Genomic DNA, 17,389 nt, shown 5'->3' on the forward strand with positions numbered 1-17,389 from the left:
GAGCATGGACATCACCTCCTCAAGATTGCCCAGCAGGTCTATCCATTGTGGTGAGGCCTGCTGGAGCCGGCAAAAGCAGGCAGTGCCCTGGCCGTCCATGCATACGTTTTCATGCCGACCTGGGCTTCAGCGGCGACCGGTCAAACTTGAAGAAGACAGCCGGCCAAACCTTGGTTGGTGGGGATTGCAGGATTGATGGCTACCCCTCGCTCTGACAGCTTCCACCGCCTCCGCACCTACATCGCCGAGCGCATGCGGATGAGCCACATCTATCAGCCGCTGATGCTCATGGAGCTGCTTGGAAGGAGCAGCCCGGCGCCGGCGGAGGACATCGCCCGGCGGATCCTCGGAGAAGACGTGACCCAGATCGACTACTACACCGAGCGCGTCAAGCGGATGGTGGGCAAGGTGCTCACCGGTAATGGCATCACTGCGTACGGCAACGGCACCTACAGCCTGATCGGCGCCGACGAGCTGAGCGACACCGAGCGCGACGCGCTGCAGCAGCTGTGCCGCCAGCGACTCGATGCCTTCCGCGAGCAGCGGGGCGAGGAGGTGTTTGCCCACCGCAGCCGCCAGCGAACACCGATCAGCGGCTCGATCAAATACCGGGTGCTGACCCGGGCCCGCGGCCGTTGCGAGTGCTGCGGCGCCCATGAGCACCAAAGGGCCCTGGAGGTGGACCACATCGTGCCCAAAAACCACGGTGGCTCAGACGACATCAGCAACCTGCAGGCGCTTTGCTTTCGTTGCAATGCCGGCAAGCGCGACACCGACAGCACCGACTTCCGCGGCCTGCAGGCCAGCTACGGCCACCGCGAAGCGGGCTGTGTGTTCTGCGCGCTGGAGGGCAGCGGCCGAGTGCTGCTGGAGAACGAACTGGCGCTTTGCATCGCTGATGCTTACCCCGTGACGGAGGGTCACAGCCTGGTGATCCCGCGGCGGCATGTGGCCGACGGGCTGGCACTGCACCAGCCGGAGTGGAACGCCGTGACCCAGCTTCTGAAGCTCAGAAGAGAGCAGCTAGCGACGCAGGACCCGTCGATCAGTGGCTGGAACGTGGGGGTGAACTCAGGCGAAGCTGCCGGGCAGACGGTGCTGCATGCGCACTGGCATCTGATCCCAAGGCGAGATGGGGATTGTGAGCAGCCGCGCGGTGGGGTGCGTGGGGTGATTGCGGGACGGCAGAGCTACTGAGATTGGACCTGGCTGCAGACGAGGTTGGATTCCCTTCGTCCTTCGCAGGAGGACGGCAAATCAGCAGTGCGGAGCTGGCGAGACTCTGCACATCCTCAACGCCGAGAAGGCCATGCAGATCATCGAACTGGAGCGTGACGACTGGAACTTCTTCTGCCCGGCCACCGGTCGGCCGGTCTTCACGGAAGACGGCGAACCCAACACTCCAGCGCTGCGCGGCAGCTGGTGCCATGAGGTGCCTGAGGAGCCCATGCACCTGGCCGATGAGCTGAAACCCCTGTGGCAGGCCCACCTAGAAGAACAGGAGGCTGCCGATGAGGGAGCCGACGTGGTGCGCTTTCTGCAGTCGGTGGAGCGCCCGAACTGGGTGGCCTTTGAAATCACCACCTGCGGCATGGCCTGCGGGCCGGTCTGGAGCACGGCATGGACGGTGCTGGATCTTTCAACGACCAATAGCTGAGAATCTGTATGAGCAGTAACTCAGCGCAGTAACCCTCCCTTGTTCGCCGGTCGAGCTGGATAGCGGCGAACGCTGAGACAATGAAGTGAATGCGAAGCAGAAGCCCTCGTGGCTCAGCAGACCAACTTCGGTAGCCTCCAAGCGGCGGTGTCTCTGGACAAGGAGCGCGGCCTTGCCCAGCTGGCCGGTCGGTTGCTGTTGGCCCTGCTCGAGCTGGCGGTGCCCGTGAAGGTGCAGGTGTTGCAGGAGCTCCGCAGCGAAGGGCGCAACATCAGGTCGTACCAACGGGAAGAACCTGACGATCTTCACCAGGCGCGCCAGGAGCTGGAGGCTTTGCTGACGCAGATTCAGCCAGAGCCATACAAGTTCTATGAGCGCTGGGAGGTGCTGCTGAGTAGCGACCGCGGCACGCGGCGCACGGGAAGCCTGATCCATGATCTTTGGCGCCATCTGCCGGAGCAGGTGCGGCTGAAGCCAGAAGGTGCCGGGGAGCTGCGGCGCTTCACAGGATTGCTGCAGGAAACCCGCGGTCTGTGCATCAAGCTTCAGCAGGACCGTCACCACGCCTCCCACTCCAAGGCCGATACGGCCTTTCATTCCCTGTCGTGGCACGCAGCGGTGCTGCGCCTGGCGGAAATGCCGGCCGAACTACAGAGCAGCGCGCAGATCATCCTGGCGACAGCAGCCACCATTCCGGCCCCTGTACAGGCCGCCCTGGAGCAGGCCCTGCAGGTGCTGGATGGCATCGAGACGCAACCCCTGCTGGGTCATGTGGAGCGGGCCTTCGTGCAGCTGGCTGGGGAACGGACTGGCCTGGCCGAGCGCTGGCTGGCGATTCATCCGCCGGCCACCGAGGCCGGACCAGCCCTCCAGGCCGAGGATATCGCCCAGCTGCGGGAAGAGATGGCAATCCTTCAGGACCGCTTCGCAGCGCTGAGCGGCTCGATCGGGCCGGTACTCAACCGGCTGGGCGACGACATCGAAAGCATCGGCGCCCAGCTGCGGGAGTTGTTGGTGCTGCAGGCCCAGGCCAACAAAGCTGTGCGTCAAACCGGCGGGAACACTCCGGTGGATGAGGCCACTGCACTGACGACCGTACAGGAAGCATATCGGGAGTTGCAGGATCTGCGCTTCGCCATTGCCCAGGAGATGGGCCAGCTGGATTCGGACTTTCGCTTCTACCACTGCATCATTTATCGCGAGCTGATCGTGCAGGCCCTGCGACAGCGGGTGGTGCGGGTAGAGCAGCTGGTGGACCTATCACGCCAGACGATCCTGCAGAAAACCCTGCGCAGCGGCGGTGACACCGATCTGGCTGTGCGGTTGGTGGAGGAACAGGCGCAGCGCTTCGGGGAGCGCATTCAGGTAATTCTGGATCGGATCAGCTATCCATCCGAGGTTGTCGCGGTGAGCGATCTCGTCGGCCGCGAAGAGCCAGAGGTTCACTGACTCAGCGATTCCAGGTCAACCAATCTCCAGCAGGGGCTGCTCGATCGGCACCAGCGCGGGCGGCTGCCGGTGAATGAGGCGATCAAAGTGCTGCCACACGGCGTCGGCACGGCCGCCGGATGGGAAGTGGATGCCGAGCTCGCAGTTATCGAGCTGGGCGCTGTCGCTGAGGTTGGCGCTGGTGACGAGCAGTTCGTCATCGGCAACGCAGCACTTCACGTGAAACACGGTGGGGCGCTCGCGGGATAGATCCAGAGAGCGTGGATCGAAAAAGCCGCGGGGACGTGGCCTGCCCGGATCCCAGAGATGCCGCCAGGTGTCCTGCACATAGGCCTGGCGCAGCTGGTCGGCCAGCACAGTGTTGCCACGAGCCCGCGGGATGTTGACCACCATGCGGGCATCCAGATCGGGATGGTGCTCCAGCCGCTGCTGCACGCGATCCAGCAGTTCGCCGATGAAGCCGCCACGCCAGAGATTGAAGGTGGTGATCAGCAGCCGCTGCTGGCAACGCTCCACCATCTCGCGGATCAACACGGCCTGATCGCGGGTGATGTCGCCCGGCCCGCCCTGGGGGCCTGACCACACCAGCTCCGCCTGGCCACTGCCCTGGCCCCGGCGTTGCTCCAGCAATAACGCAAGGGTGAGCTCGAGGCTGGCGTTGCTGCCACCTCGATGGCTCCAGTTCTCCAGCCAGGCGAGCAACGCCTGGCGCAGTTCAGGCCGATCACTGGCGATATGGTGCTGGCTGAGCGCGGCCTCGCCTGGGCTGGCTGGCTGGGACCTGAGGCAGGCCGCCAGGCGCTGCAGTTCGCCGCTGCTGAGGGCCAGCAGGGGCTGGCTCATGGCAACTGCTCGGGGAAGAAGGCAGCGTCGGCCACATCGAGCGTGGGCACCACAAAGGCACGATCGAGGAACTGGTTGCGCTGCTCGCAACTGGTTTCAGCAATCAGCAGGCAGCCGTGGCAGGCGGCACCATGGGTGTAGCGCTTCTCGAGATCGTTCTCGGGATCGTGCAAAGAGCAGAAGGGATCGTTGGAGCACAGGCGACCCCTCTCCAGGGCGGCAGCCACCAACTGGTCGATGCGATCGGCTAAGGACACCAGCCCACCGAGGGTCCCTTCTGAGCCGCTGCCGCTGGTGTACAGCAGGATTCCGTAACCCTGGCCCGGAAAGCTGTAGATCCGCTCCTTGATGGCCGAGGCGCCATAGCCGCTCTCCAGCGCCGCCGTTGTGATCAACAAGTGGGCCAGGCTATGCAGCATCAGATACGCCTCGCCCGGCCATTCGAACTCATTCTCTTTAAGGCCGTGATCACGGTTCCAGAGCTTGCAGGCTTCACGGTGCTTGGAGCTGTGCTGCTTGACGCCATCGCCCTGGCACCAGGTTTTCAGCGCGGCTTCGTTGACGCCGAGGAACAGTCCTTCGCCGAAGTTCTCGATCGCAGGCACCCAGTCGAGTTCCTTGATGTTGATGTCGGCGCGTTTGGCACCGATGTCGTGCTGGTCAATCGGATCGCCATCGACGCCCTTCACGATCGGTTCAAGCCGGGTGAAGCCGATCAGTGCCATCACCTCGCGCAGACGATGCACTTTCAGCACGCGGTCGAAGCAATCGGTGAACCAACGGGGCTTACCAGTGAGTGGCAGGATTTCGGCATGGAAGGTGCTGCTGGGATCAGATGAGCCGAGTAGATGTGCCGGCTCATAGAGCGCCTTAATTTCCTGCTGCTTGAGAGGAGGTTGTTTTTCGGTGCGAACGTCAACGCTGCTACCTCGAACGGCATCGAGAACTGCCCAGACTTTATCTGGGTCACGCTCTCGAAATGCCGGTGCAATCTTGTCGTGCAGAGCGTCGACATCAAGAAGCTGTTTAAGACGATCCGCGCTCGTTATCTTTGTGCAGTGACTTAGGTTCTGGATAATCAGCTGCCGAAGCGGATCCTCTGGCTGCGGGATTGAGATCGCTCCCACCATCTCCGGGAAGTAGGCATTGCTGGCCGATCGCACCAGCAGACGGTTGTAGCGGGGTTTCCCCTTCTCATCGGTGCAAGGCAGGGCTTCGGTGCTGAAGTTGCCGAGCCAGGGTCGATGGCCACGGCATTGACCCAGCAGCGAGGCACCATTGTCTCCTTTGGTACTGGCCAGAGCCTGCCGTTTCTTGCACTTGGGGCACCGCACATAGATCTCGTTGAAATCATTGCCGGCGCCGGCCTCATCAAGCCAGAGTTCCTCCTGGCAGTTGCTCTGCTTGCCATCGTGAACGAATCGGTCCCAGTCGATGTCGCTGAGGTGTCCGTTGGCGCAGCACTGCACGAAGCGAACCGGCACGACATCCAGGTCCTGCTTTTTGCCCCCGGGTTCCCGCCAGGGCAGTTTGTCCTTGATCAGCCGTCGCTGGTGGATCAGCGGGCGGGTGCGATAACGCTTGCCACCCTCTTCATAGGCAATCGGTTCTTTGGGCTGGGCGACGAACCAGAGCGGGAACTGCGGTGAGCGGATGCCGCTGCTGCTTTTGAATTTTTGGGCGAAGTCGTCGTCTTCATGGGGGGGGCGCTTGAGCAGCAGGGTGCCCACGCCCAACAGGCCACGCAGCTTGGCGATCAGCCGAGGCTCATCGATGTTGCAACTGTCGTCATCGCGGCTGTAGTGCCAGAGATTCAGCCCACCGATCACGACCGAGCGATCAGGGAGATCCACCATGGCTCCAGGGCCATACGTGGTGATCAGCTGGCCGTGGCGCACTTCGCCAACCGGGTGATTGCTTGTGCCTTGGGGTGCGGGCATGACGTTCAAGATTGGGTGGTGGTCTGCAGGCGATCTTTGAGCAGCAGCGCGGAGGGCTCCACATCGCGCAGACTGCGGTTGGCCTTGAACTGTTTCTCACGCTCGTCCTCGAGCTCCAGCAACTCGGGATCGAGGGGGGTGCGCAACAGCGGCGGCAGCTCGCCGTCTTCCCGGCCGTATTCCATGCGGCCGCGGCGCTGGGCGATGGCGCACCAGTCGTCGACGATATGGCGCACCTGCTCGGCTACGGAGGTGGCGTAGGCATCAGCATCTGCGGGGGCATGCACGAGGGCGATGGCCACGCGCCGCCGCAGCGCCTCGGCCACCGCTTCTCGCACGTCCGCCAGCGCCTCGACATCCCCAGCCCGATTGGACGGGGTGAGCTGGTCGCTGAGGTGCCGCGCCAGGGCCACGGTGATGGCGGGGAGGCCCCGTTCCAGAGCCCGCTCCGAGAATGGTGTGACGCTGGTGGCCTCCACGTCGCGGTAGAAGACGTCGTGGCCGTAGGCGAAGTGCTCGTAGTGCGAACGATCGCGTGGGCGGTTGGGGTTGAGCAGCACCACCACCAGCCCCGGCTTTTCAGAATCGCGGCCCACGCGGCTGCTGGCCTGGATGTATTCGGCGGTGGTCTTGGGCTGGCCGAGCATCAACATCAGGCCGAGGCGGGTGATGTCGAGACCTACCGAGATCATGTTGGTGGCCAGGGCCACATCGACGCGCTCCTTGTCGTGGAAGCTGCGAGCCAGGCGATCCTTGGTGGTGCTCACCTCGGTGGTGGAAACCCGGGAGGTGAGCTCAAAGGGGATGTTGGCGATTTTGCGGTTGGAGGAGCGCTCCACCTTGTCGCCCAGGCGTTGGCGCTCTCCATGGGTGGCCAGCTGTGAGGTGAGCTCTTCTTCGATCAGGCGGCGGCTGATGCCCAGTTCCTTGATCGTGTTGAAGTAGCCCAGGAGGGTCATGTAGGGATCGGCTGGGTTCCGGTCGGGCGTTTCACCCCGTTTGCGCTGAGCGCTGCGCTCCTTTTCAGCGGCCTTCCAAGCCAGTTGGGCCCTGCTCATCAGGGCCAAGGAGGCCCGAAGCAATAGCGCTTTCACATTGCGGCCCGGAGCACTGAGGCCTACATAGAGCCTTCCGGGCACCTGATCAACCGGCACTGTGACGGCAAAAAAGGAATCGCGTCGATCGGGGCCTGGCGCGGGAAAGATTGAGGAGTCGTTGCGGCCAAACAGGGCGCGCATCTGCTCACTGGCGCGGCGTACGGTGGCAGTGGAGGCCACAATCTTGGGTCGCAGGCCATCGCGGCTGCAGAGCTCATCGATCACCGCCTCATAGAGGCCCGCCATGGAGCCGAGTGGGCCGGAGATCAGGTGCAGCTCGTCCTGAATCACCAGATCGGGGGGATCTAGTCGATCCGCCAGCCGCACGCCCTTGCTGGCGTCGTCGCCATCGGCAGGGCCGTAGAAGCCCTGACCATCGAGGACATGGGTGGCCTTGCCGAACAACTTGCCGCAGCGACCTTCCCACGGCAGTGAAGCGAATTTGTCGACGGTGGCGATCAGGAACGCCGGCAGGCGGCGGTAGATCATGTCGTCGACGGCCACCAGCGGCAGGTGGTTGCGGCCGGTGGTGCCCTTGAAAGCGCAGCTGCGGTTGAGGCAGGCGACGCGCAGCTCTTCAGGGTTATCGGGATCAATCACGCCCTGACGCAGCAGTTTGAACACCCCGGCAGTGCTGCAGGGTTTGGGGTCGTTGAGGGAATGCTTGCCGAACTCAACGCCGCACCAGGGGCAGGTGTCGATCGGGATTGGCTTGATCGGGGTGTTGCCCCCGTTGTAGGCGCGTACTCGCAGCCGGGCGGTGCTTTCGTTGTTGTTTCCTTTGCCGCCCATGCGGTTGGGAGTGCCGGCCTGGCCCACCCAGAGTCCGATCTCAAACGGCCAGCTACCGAGCTTGTCGGGCTGGCGCTGTCGTTCGAGCTCCAAGGCGCAGATCAGAGTGGAAGCGCGGCCGAGTTGGTCAAGGGTGAGCAAGCGCAGGGTGTAGCGCATCAGTACGCTCAACCCGCCGGCCTGCAGTGAGCCGCCATGGCGCAGGCGACGCATCACCAGTGTGAAGGCGGCCAGCCCCAGGTAGGCCTCGGTTTTGCCACCGCCGGTGGGGAAGAAGATCAGATCAACGTTGTCGCGCTCGCGTTTGGGGTCGAACTGTGGATCATTGGGGCGGGCGATGCCCACGAGATTCATCAGCAGAAAAGCAAGCTGGAAAGGGCGCCACGCCGGTGGGCGCAATGAAGCGTCGTCGGCCATGAGGCCCTGCATGACGCCATAGCGCTGGCGAGCGGCGGCGGCCATGGTGCGATTGGCGATCGCGAAGGCGTCGCGGATGTCGGGCTCGGCGAGGGCCTCGATGCCACGAGCGATGCGCTGAGCTTGTCCGCGGGCATTGGCGAGCAACTGCTCGGCGGTGGCCTGCTGCTGGGCGTTCAGCCCGGCAACGGCGGCCTGTTCCTCGATCCAGGCTCCATAACGATCCACAAGGGGCATAAGTGCCCCGCGAATGGCCTCGAATCCCTGGCTGGCCAGGCGATCAAGCTCCTCCATCGCCAGCTCGCAGCCCACATCGGCGCGGGGCACCACCTTCTCAACCGTGGCCTGGGGGATCCAGGTGGTGCGCAGGCGAGAGCAGCCGCCCGCAGCATCAAGATCCACATCAATCCCTACGTTGTGGCCCACGCCGTATTCACGGGCGTCACGGAACTGAAGGGCATTGACGGCTTCATCCCAGTCGCCGCCGGTGCGGCTGGCGTGTGGGTCGAGCCGCGGCACGAAACCCTTGGAACAGCGCAGCTCCAACTCGGCCTGGAAGGCCGAGCGCTGGTCGCGTTCAACCAGGGTGATGGCCTTCTTGCGCTCGTTGGTGAAGAAGAGGGTGACTGCCACGGTGCCGGCGGCATAGCCCTGGCTGGCGGGAGCCGGGCGGCAATGCCAGCGCAGATGTAGACCGTTGCTGTTTGGCCAGGGCCTTCCGGTAAGGCCCTGGGTAGCGGTGATCTCGCTGTGGCTTAGGGCCAGCGCCTCCTGGCGTGGGGTGCGCTGCCAGCTCTGCTGCTCACGGGATCCGCCCTCTTCTCGGGCGATGCTTGCCGCAGCGTCGGGGTTGGCGCCCTCGGCAAGTCGGACGTAGTCGCCCCAGGTGGCGATCAGATGCAGATCGCCACCTGGCGGCAGCAGCACGCTCACACCGATGGACGAGGGGAACAGCTGGGGCTTGGCCGGACCCGATTCGCTGCTGCCGCCGTCATCACCGGATCCTGGTTTGTACTCGCTGTTGGTCTTTTTGGGTTTGCGTAGGTCCACCCCATCGGCGGCGGCGAAGTCGTCGTCGGCCGTGTCGTCGCATTTCAGCGACAGATCTGTTTCGGTGGGCACCAGGAAACCGGTGGGATACCAGCTGTTAGGCAGCCGATCGAGGGCTTCCGAGTCCAATCCCTCGCCTTCCGGCCCGAGGGCCTGCAGCACCCGCTGAGTGGGCCCGACCAATTCCAGTTCCAGAGCAGTAACAAGCTGGGTTCTGACCTCGCCTGAGCTGTGGGAAGGCTCGTAGGGGGAATGCAAAGCGGTGGACTGACTCATGGCAAACAGTCTTGCAACAGCGGAAACCAAGTGGCTACGTATGTCATGCGATTGACCAGCCCGTGCTTGAGCTTGCCTGTAACAGGGATGCTCCCCAACCCAACTAGCTGAATATGCTCGATCACTGTGGTTCCTGCTCTAGAAGCTTCAGCCAGCCAAGCCAATACTCGCTGGCTTGGCTGGGACTAATCATAGAGGCTGCTTCGGGTACTTCGCCATCTACGGCAGCCTTAGCAATATCACTTTTGGAGCGAATTCGATCTAGTTTTGAACGACACCAACTCCAACGCTCGCCATTTGGAAGATGAATGTCAGTGATAGGGAGATATACTTTAACAGAATCAAACTCTGTGCCATCACGATCCAATCGCCCAATGGCCTGCTCGAACTCCGTTGAGGTCCACGGGAGCTGCAGAAAGACTGCTCTATTGCAGACCGATTGAAGACCGTCGACCCCAGTGCCTGCACATTGAATCGAAGCCACCAAGATATCAGTTGATCCTCTGATGAATTCATCCAAAGAATCAACATAACCAGCCTCGCTGGCCTCTTTGTCGTTTCCTGTGTAGACACTATAGCTATAGCCATCTTGTTTCAGCCATTGGCACAGCGGATCCAGTGTGCTTTTGATGTAGGTGATAAAGATCACTGTCTTGTGACCAGGCTCAAGACAAGCTTTTAAAGCATCAAGCTTTGGCTGGACTAGTAGCTGCTCCACATCGTGGTAGCTTCCGCGCCTGGTAGCACTAATGACCTGTGGCAAAATCGATGTGGCATCCACGTCGACAAGAAGAAGCTCTGTACGCGGTAGTCGACCCGGGTTCATGCGAATGCCATGCACAACAAAGTGCTGATAGAGATTCATGCAGGCATTGAGGTCCATTTCCTCATCAACACCGTCAAGAGCTTCTTGGCTCACTAATTCAATCAGAGAACGACCTTCAAGCAAGTTGTTGATGACAGGCGTAGCAGATAGACCTAGTACACGCAGCTCACTGTTGATATTGGCAGACGTAAAGATAAACTGATCCATTAAACGCCGACGTTGGCTGCTCTTGTCCTTATCTCTCTGCTTGGCTTGATGAATTTCATCAATGACGATAAGGTCTGCCTGAAAGCCAAGGCAAAACTCAAGCAAGAGCTGGCTGAATTGGTTTTGAAATCTCTCATGGTTCACGATGACGACATGAGTTCGTTTATCAAGTTCTGGTAGTCGCCAATCGTCGGGCCTAATATGAATTACTGCATCGGGATATGCAGAGCTAAATGTGCGATGCCAGCTGGAGATTACGCCGTTTGGACAAGAAACCAGAATCCTTCGGCATCCACAGACTTGAGCCGCAAAAACAGCGGAGAGGGTTTTGCCTGTTCCAGTTCCACTGAGGTTGAGAAGCCTGTAGTCACGCTTGAGTCGAAACGCCACAAGTCGTTGCATCAACTTTGGCTGTCGTGGAAGGCCTTTTAGATCGCAGAATCGGTAGGTGGAGGGAATCTCTAGAGATCGAGCTCCTTCGTACTCCTCAAGAAAGGATGATCGAACTTCACTGCTATAGGTATCTGCATCGACATTCATGATTCGTAGCTTGTTAGTCAAGGCCTCTGCATCCGCGAAGCAGGCATCCCATAGTTTCGCGGTAGCCTTTGCTTTTAAGAATTCGATACGATCAGAATCTGTTGCACTGCTCTCGATCACACTTGCAGCCTTGTCTAAAGCTAGAAGAGTCTTGACGGGATCGAGCTGTGGCAGGTCAACACTAGCAATAAGGTCAGTTCGTTTTTCTTCAGCGAACTCACTCTGAAGCTGTTTAGAGCGCTGGTGTAGGAGCAAAGACTCCTTGTCTGCCTGATTCGTTTCGGCCTTCAGGTCGGCGCCAAATTCCAGGAGTTCACTGATGGAATCAACATCGTTGTTACTAGCCCAGGCCTGAAGGTCTTCACGCTTGACCATGCCAGACTGAACAGCATCGACTAGCCGATCAAAGGTGCGACTGAACCTCTCTTTGTCTCCCCGGTTGATTCCCTGTGCTTGAAATAGTACATAAAGTTCAGATGGGGTTAAGGCCTCTAGATGCACCCCTAGATCACGAACAAAGGCCTTGATATAGGCAAGCGTTACATTTGCTGTGGATGCTCCTGAGACAAACTGCTTGCTAAAGCGACTAGCGACTTCGCTCCAGTGCAGCTGCCCTTGCCGCGTCATTCCGGCGATTGGTGAGCCAGGATTTTTACCCGCATAAGGCTCGTCGCACTGCTCCTTAAAGAAGTCGTAGATCTGGGCGTAGGACGGCATGAGCAACAAGTCCTGGTTGTGGAAATGATTTACGTCATCCAACAACTTGAGCAGCTTGTCTTCGGTCCAATACGTGCGACCACCGTCTTCACCAACTAGTTGCCCCTGATACCGGAGCCCGAGACGGCGAGCGACCTTGCTCTGGCCACCGAAGTCTTGAACAATTCGTCCCACACGACGGGGTAGTGAGGTCTGTTTGGGCATCGCATTGGGATGACCAAGTGCTACTGCGTGCCGCAGGATAAATTGCTCTAAACACTCAAAGTCTTTCCAGTAGGCATTCCCCATAGAAGTGCTGTTGTTGCAGATCCATTCGTAATGTACATCCCACTCGGAACTTGGCACAGGGATGGCGTACTCCTTGTAGGACCCAAGCCGCTGTTTAGGATTCATCTTCAGAGCAGTTTCCCAAAGATCCATATTTTCTTCGGCCAACGGATGATCACCGTTAAATGCAATGCGCCCGAAGCGTTCAAGCCAAGACTGGATACATGAAAGCTGCTTGACTCTTGCTTGATCAATATCGCTGCCTTGAATCCGATCGGCGAACACATCTGTCGCAACGCCAATGACGCGCGCTACTCTGTTGACCAGTTGCCTAACACGCTCTCTCGTTACTGGGGGATCAAGCTGCTCGCCAATGGCTTGATAGGTTATGCCGCAAACTCGACTGATATAAGATTTCCAGCCCCTTTCTGCATCTCTACTGATACTTTTTTGAAGGCCATTAAGCCAGGACTTGGAGGTGTCATTGCCTAGTTCATGCGCATAGCGCAGAAGCAGGTGCCTCCTTAATTCTTGCCAGGCATCATTGTTGAATTTGTCGCGAAGGAATGATGGGCCGAGTAGTGATTCGATAATCCAAAGGCAATCCCTTAAGAAGCTCAGCTCTGTGTGCAGTGAGGCATGCCCTTGAGTGAGCTCGCTGTTCAGTAGTAGCTCCCCAATAGCCTCTTCTGGGGTGCCAGGCTCTCCTGCTAAGCACTTCTCGGCTATATCACTAACCAAAGCAATTGCGTCCTCTCTTTGCTGCTTTCTGTCGGCCTTGACAGTTTGGTTAAAGAGATTGACATCATATGACTGCGGCCCTACCTGCCCTAGATCACTGGCATCAAATGGCAGCTCGAGGCCATGACTAGCAAGGATGTCACGAATGATCTGTATGCCTTTTGAACCAAGCCGGCGGATCTCCGCGAGTTCTACATCCGTTTGTTCAGAGAGATCACCCAACGTCTTAATTCCGCTGCGCAACAATGGACCTAAAACAGCCTGCGGGAATCCAATGTCAGTCAGTAGAGTTGTCGACGACAGCCCAATCGGCTTACCAACTAGATCGCGGTTGATTTGATCGCTTTCTTGCCAATCAAGGTTGGGAATTGAAGGAACTGGAAATGGAATGCTCTGATTTTCCAGACCTGCTATCAGCTCATTCAGACCCCGCTGTCCAAAGTTGCGTATGGACAGAAGGTCGTCTGCTTGTTTCTCTGCTAAGTCTGCAAGGGTGCGAATGCCACCACGGTAGAGAGAATTTGTGGCCCGTATTGACAGTGAAAGAGCTTCGATAGGAGCTGCTAACCAAGTGGGATTCTCTCTTGGCAACTCGGCGTCAGGCTCTGGCTCAAGCTCAGGAGCTGCCTTCTCGACCCTATTTAGGTCTTGGAGAGTGACTAAATCCTCTGCGAGAGGGTCTAAATCCAACTCAGTATTGGGCTCAAGTCCTGGAAAGCGGTGGCCAAATCCTTGTGGGTCGAAGTCCTTGGCCTCCAAGGCCTGGCGTTCCACTTCCGCCTGACGCTCCTGCTCCGCCCTCAGCCGATCTGCCTCAGCCTTGGCTTCGGCTGCTAAACGCTCCTGCTCTGCTTCCCTCTCCTGGCGTTCCGTCTCTGCTTTGGCCTGGCGTTCCACTTCCGCCTGACGCTCCTGCTCCGCCCTCAGCCGATCTGCCTCAGCCTTGGCTTCGGCTGCTAGACGCGCCTGCTCTGCTTCCCTCTCCTGGCGTTCCGTCTCTGCTTTGGCCTGGCGCTTGGCTTCTTCCTTGGCTCGCTGCTCCTGTTCTTGCCTGAGTCGATCAACCTCTAACTTTTGGCGAGCCCATTCCTCTTTCTCTCGCTGCATTTCCGCCCTGCGCTGCGCAGCGGCCTCAGTAGCCAGGCGCTCTGTTTCCTTCTGCCTTTCTTGTTCTACCCGTAGTTGCTCGGCTTCAGCTGATTGACGGGACTGGTCCTCCTTTTCAGCCAGCTGTCGCTCGCTTCTTTGTTTGGAAGCCACCTGCGATCTCAGCACCAGGAGAGTGCTGGAAGACGCATTGGGATTAACAGTTTGTCCTTCAAACTCCTCGAATAGTTGAGCCAGGCGCCGTTTCAGTTCGACTGTCTTAGCCGGTGGTGCCTTCCAGAGTGTCAGCTCGTGCCAGAGATCCAGCAGCCTGAGGCTGTTGCGGCTGGTGGCTGCTTCTACAATCTGCTGCTCTATTCGGTCAAGGGTAATGGCGTAATCAACCTCTCCCGAAGCGACTGACTTAGCCGAGGGTTTGCGCAGCCCTAGGGCGCGAGCTGTGTTCTTGAGGAAGGATCTCAGGCCCATCGACTATCGGTGCTCATGTTCATTGCCTAATACATCCACCTCCACGCTTAAGCCAGATAAAAAGCTTTGCGTAGTAGTTGAGGGTCCAAATCGACCTTTGGACGATCCTGGCGACGGATTTCCATCGATGTGATGAAGGCTGGGAGTGCCGACACATTGAGCAAATTTGTGCCGCAGCCGCTTACGCCATCCAGGTGGGCCTGATCGGGGGCAATTACCAGGCATGCCTTGCTGAACTGGAAATTGGCGTATTCGCTTGACAGGCGCTGAAGTACATCACCGATGTAGCGGCGACATTGGAGCATTGGATTAACCGGTCTGGCAGCAATAACCCGCTCGCTGCCATCGGGTGCGGTGCAGACCCACTGAGAGTTGATACCACCGGTCCAGGTTCCACGGTAGTTCTTGCACTCCATGATGTAAGCCTCCCCCGACGGGGTGATCAGCAGGTGATCCACCTCATGCAAGTGCTGACCGAGAATGACATTGGAAATCAGGTAGCCCTCCATGTTCATATCTCGAAGAATATTTGCTACTTCAACCTCGAGGCTGTTGTAACTGGGATTGGGATTCAGCTCGATGACTTTTTGCGATCTTCTGGAGGTGATCGCAGGGGGAGACGGAGGTGATGCGAGCACAGGAGAAGCCGACTCGTTGAGATCTACGATCACCTTGTTGTCAAACAGGCGCTGTTTGCTAACGGTGTCATCCACCGTGATCAGGAGTTGGCGGTCCACATCGATGGCGAACGTGATGCGATAGCGCTTATCACCAACAGGAGCAGCTGGGTCGACTGGAATCACCACGAGGTGGCCGCCAGTACCCAGGGGTCGAAACTCGCTAGCTACCAGGGGGCCGGTTGCCTGTGGCTCGTCTGTTACAACTTCTACGGGACGGCGGGGTTGCCGATATAACTCACCTACCGAGATGCGGATACCAGTTTGACTCCTGGATTGGCGACCTGAATTAAGAGCGTAGTCGGACAGACAGGGGTAGACCGTTCCCTTGCTGAACAGTGTCTGGTAAACAAAGTTGCCGTTGCTTGCCCGCAGGCGGACTGCATAGTCGTGCAGCAGGTAGTCATTTGATACTGGGGTATCTACACTCTTCAGTGCGCCGAAAACAACAGCGGCAAAGCGGTCTTCCTCCGTTGGTGAATCAGAGAGTTCAAGGTCTAGGGCTGAAAAGGCCTCATTGAGAACAGCACGTATGGGCGGACAGATGGTGCAGCCCCCTACAAGAATTGCGCCGTTGATCGAATTCAGCGCGATGCCGCGGCGCTGGATTTCAGCAGCAGTTTCCCTCACCAGATCCCGAAGTGATAGCGCAATCGCCGAGTCCGCAACCATCGACGCTAGGTCGGTATCACGGAAGGTCATATTGATGGTGAGGCCGGCTTGCAGGTCCTCGTAGGGCTCCAGGGCACGGGGGCGGAAGCTGAGAGTCTTCTTCACCTTCTCTCCCGCACGGATGGCGCGCAGGTAGGTCTTGCGGTTATAGGTCGCAGGCTGATTTAGCCCCTGAAGTGCAAAGGCCTTCTCAGCAATCAGGTCGTCGATGGTGGAGCCCCCGACAAAGGCACCAGTCTTGGTGATCAGTCGAGCCTCTTCTGAGGATCCGTCGCCAGCAAAGCCGATATCGGCCAGGGTGATATCAGAGGTGGAGCCACCGATGTCCACGATCAACACGCGGCTGCCAAAAGCCTCCTCGCCGTAGAAAAGGGCAGCGGCGGTGGATTCGTCGATCAGGCGAATCGCTTCTGGCTGGAGGTTGTCATTGAAGACTTCGCGCAGCCACGAGCGGTATTCGGAAGGTGCCTGCACCGGGACCGTAAGGATCAGGCTGGGTACCCTGGAACTGCCAAATTCAACTTCCAGTTCCTGCCTGAGATCGTGGCAGAGCACGCGCACGAAATCTGTGCTGGTTTCCAGCAGGCTTCGGTGACCCTCTTCCCCATGGCGGGCCTGCAGGAAGGAGTCGAGCAGCTGACGCTTGAAATTGCGGCCGTAACGCCGGTAGGCATCAGGCCGTTCATCGTCTGCGAGCTTTGCCCAGGCCCGCGCGCCTATTTCAGGTCCGTCGTCGGAGTGGAACACCTCCGAGGGAACAAAGGTGAAGGGCTTTTCAGGGCTCTTGGATAGCTGGGTATCCAGCTGGGAGATGCGCGGTAGGTGCAGCAGAGCCTCAGTGCCATCCTGATCGCGACTGGCGATCAGGGTGTTGGTGTTGCCGAGGTCGATGGCGAGGTGTTGAAGCATGGCTAATCACTCCGCACCCACAACGACAGCCTTGCGTACCACGGCATCACCACGGCGGAAGCCAATCTGGCGAATGGTGCAGGTGTCTCCTTTGCTCAAAGCAGCAGCGGAATCGTGGTGGCGCGGATCAAAGACTGCTGCTTCGCCAGGTTCGCCGATGGGCTCAAGGTCTAGCGGTTCATAAACCGCTTCCAGGGCAGCGGTATAGACACCCAACCGCTGCAGCTTTTGTTGATCGCTTAGGGCGTTATCGGCCAAGAGCGACGGCAGTAACGCCAGGGGGGCTTCCACCGCCTCCATCACCATCTGCCGCAGCGCATCGGCTGCAAGGGCGGCCTGTTTGATGGCCCGACCTGAGGTGTCGTCGCTCTTGTTGGGCTTAGGGGGGCTTGACGCCATTGGAGCTTCCTGCCCCTGATCGGCCAGGGTTCGGATCAGGGCGCCGTAGTGGGCAGCCACGCCGGATGCGCTGGATTCCGCCAGGTTCAGCCCTACCACCAGGTCGGCCAATGCTTGCTGCAGCTGCCGCACCAGCTTTTGGCGGCTGTCTGGGAAGAGCTCCGCAATTTCGGCGTCACTGCGAAAACCAGCTGCCTTGGCCAGCTTTTCACGGGGGGCGCCCTTGGCGCCACGAGCGGTGAGTCCCTGTGCTGACTTCGACTTTCTGGCCATGGCTGATCTTGCGTAGAGGGTTGATGGGAAAAGAAAAAGGCCGTGGGTATGCAGGCCGATCGGGG

At 59.3% G+C, this 17,389-nt stretch carries 9 protein-coding genes; 3 read left to right on the forward strand and 6 right to left on the reverse strand.

Annotated elements, in window-relative coordinates; all coding sequences use genetic code 11:
* Positions 1–195 precede the first annotated feature (195 nt).
* From KBY70_RS11460 to KBY70_RS11470, 3 genes are all read left to right on the forward strand, one after another.
* Complete coding sequence (locus KBY70_RS11460; protein ID WP_254988569.1) at positions 196–1,197, forward strand: HIT domain-containing protein; 1,002 nt, start codon at positions 196–198, stop codon at positions 1,195–1,197.
* A gap of 112 nt (positions 1,198–1,309) precedes the next feature.
* The gene (locus KBY70_RS11465; RefSeq protein ID WP_254988570.1) at positions 1,310–1,657 is read left to right on the forward strand and encodes a hypothetical protein; all 348 of its coding nucleotides are present in this window, start codon (positions 1,310–1,312) and stop codon (positions 1,655–1,657) included.
* Positions 1,658–1,765: 108 nt separating this feature from the next.
* Positions 1,766–3,106 (forward strand): hypothetical protein, encoded by a 1,341-nt coding sequence (locus KBY70_RS11470; protein WP_254988571.1) that lies wholly within the window; start codon positions 1,766–1,768, stop codon positions 3,104–3,106.
* Positions 3,107–3,121: 15 nt separating this feature from the next.
* Here the strand turns inward: KBY70_RS11470 and KBY70_RS11475 are convergent, their stop codons facing one another.
* The 6 genes from KBY70_RS11475 to KBY70_RS11500 form a co-directional block, all read right to left on the reverse strand.
* A complete protein-coding gene (locus KBY70_RS11475) occupies positions 3,122–3,949 on the reverse strand; it encodes a hypothetical protein (protein ID WP_254988572.1) in 828 nt (275 codons plus the stop codon).
* Positions 3,946–5,889 (reverse strand): DUF1998 domain-containing protein, encoded by a 1,944-nt coding sequence (drmB, locus tag KBY70_RS11480; protein ID WP_254988573.1) that lies wholly within the window; start codon positions 5,887–5,889, stop codon positions 3,946–3,948. The genes KBY70_RS11475 and drmB overlap by 4 nt, the downstream gene beginning before the upstream one ends.
* Positions 5,890–5,894: 5 nt before the next feature.
* Positions 5,895–9,521, reverse strand: a complete 3,627-nt coding sequence (drmA, locus tag KBY70_RS11485) for a DISARM system helicase DrmA (RefSeq protein WP_254988574.1) — start codon at positions 9,519–9,521, stop codon at positions 5,895–5,897.
* A gap of 121 nt (positions 9,522–9,642) precedes the next feature.
* Complete coding sequence (locus tag KBY70_RS11490; RefSeq protein ID WP_254988575.1) at positions 9,643–14,394, reverse strand: DNA-directed RNA polymerase subunit alpha C-terminal domain-containing protein; 4,752 nt, start codon at positions 14,392–14,394, stop codon at positions 9,643–9,645.
* A 47-nt stretch (positions 14,395–14,441) separates the two neighbouring features.
* Entirely contained in the window at positions 14,442–16,652 is a 2,211-nt protein-coding gene (locus KBY70_RS11495) for an Hsp70 family protein (RefSeq protein ID WP_254988576.1), read from the reverse strand.
* Positions 16,653–16,658: 6 nt separating this feature from the next.
* Positions 16,659–17,324, reverse strand: coding sequence for a hypothetical protein (locus KBY70_RS11500; RefSeq protein ID WP_254988577.1), 666 nt, complete (start codon positions 17,322–17,324; stop codon positions 16,659–16,661).
* Between the last annotated feature and the right edge of the window lie 65 nt (positions 17,325–17,389).

Source organism: Cyanobium sp. ATX 6E8, from assembly GCF_024346335.1.
GTDB lineage: Bacteria > Cyanobacteriota > Cyanobacteriia > PCC-6307 > Cyanobiaceae > Cyanobium_A.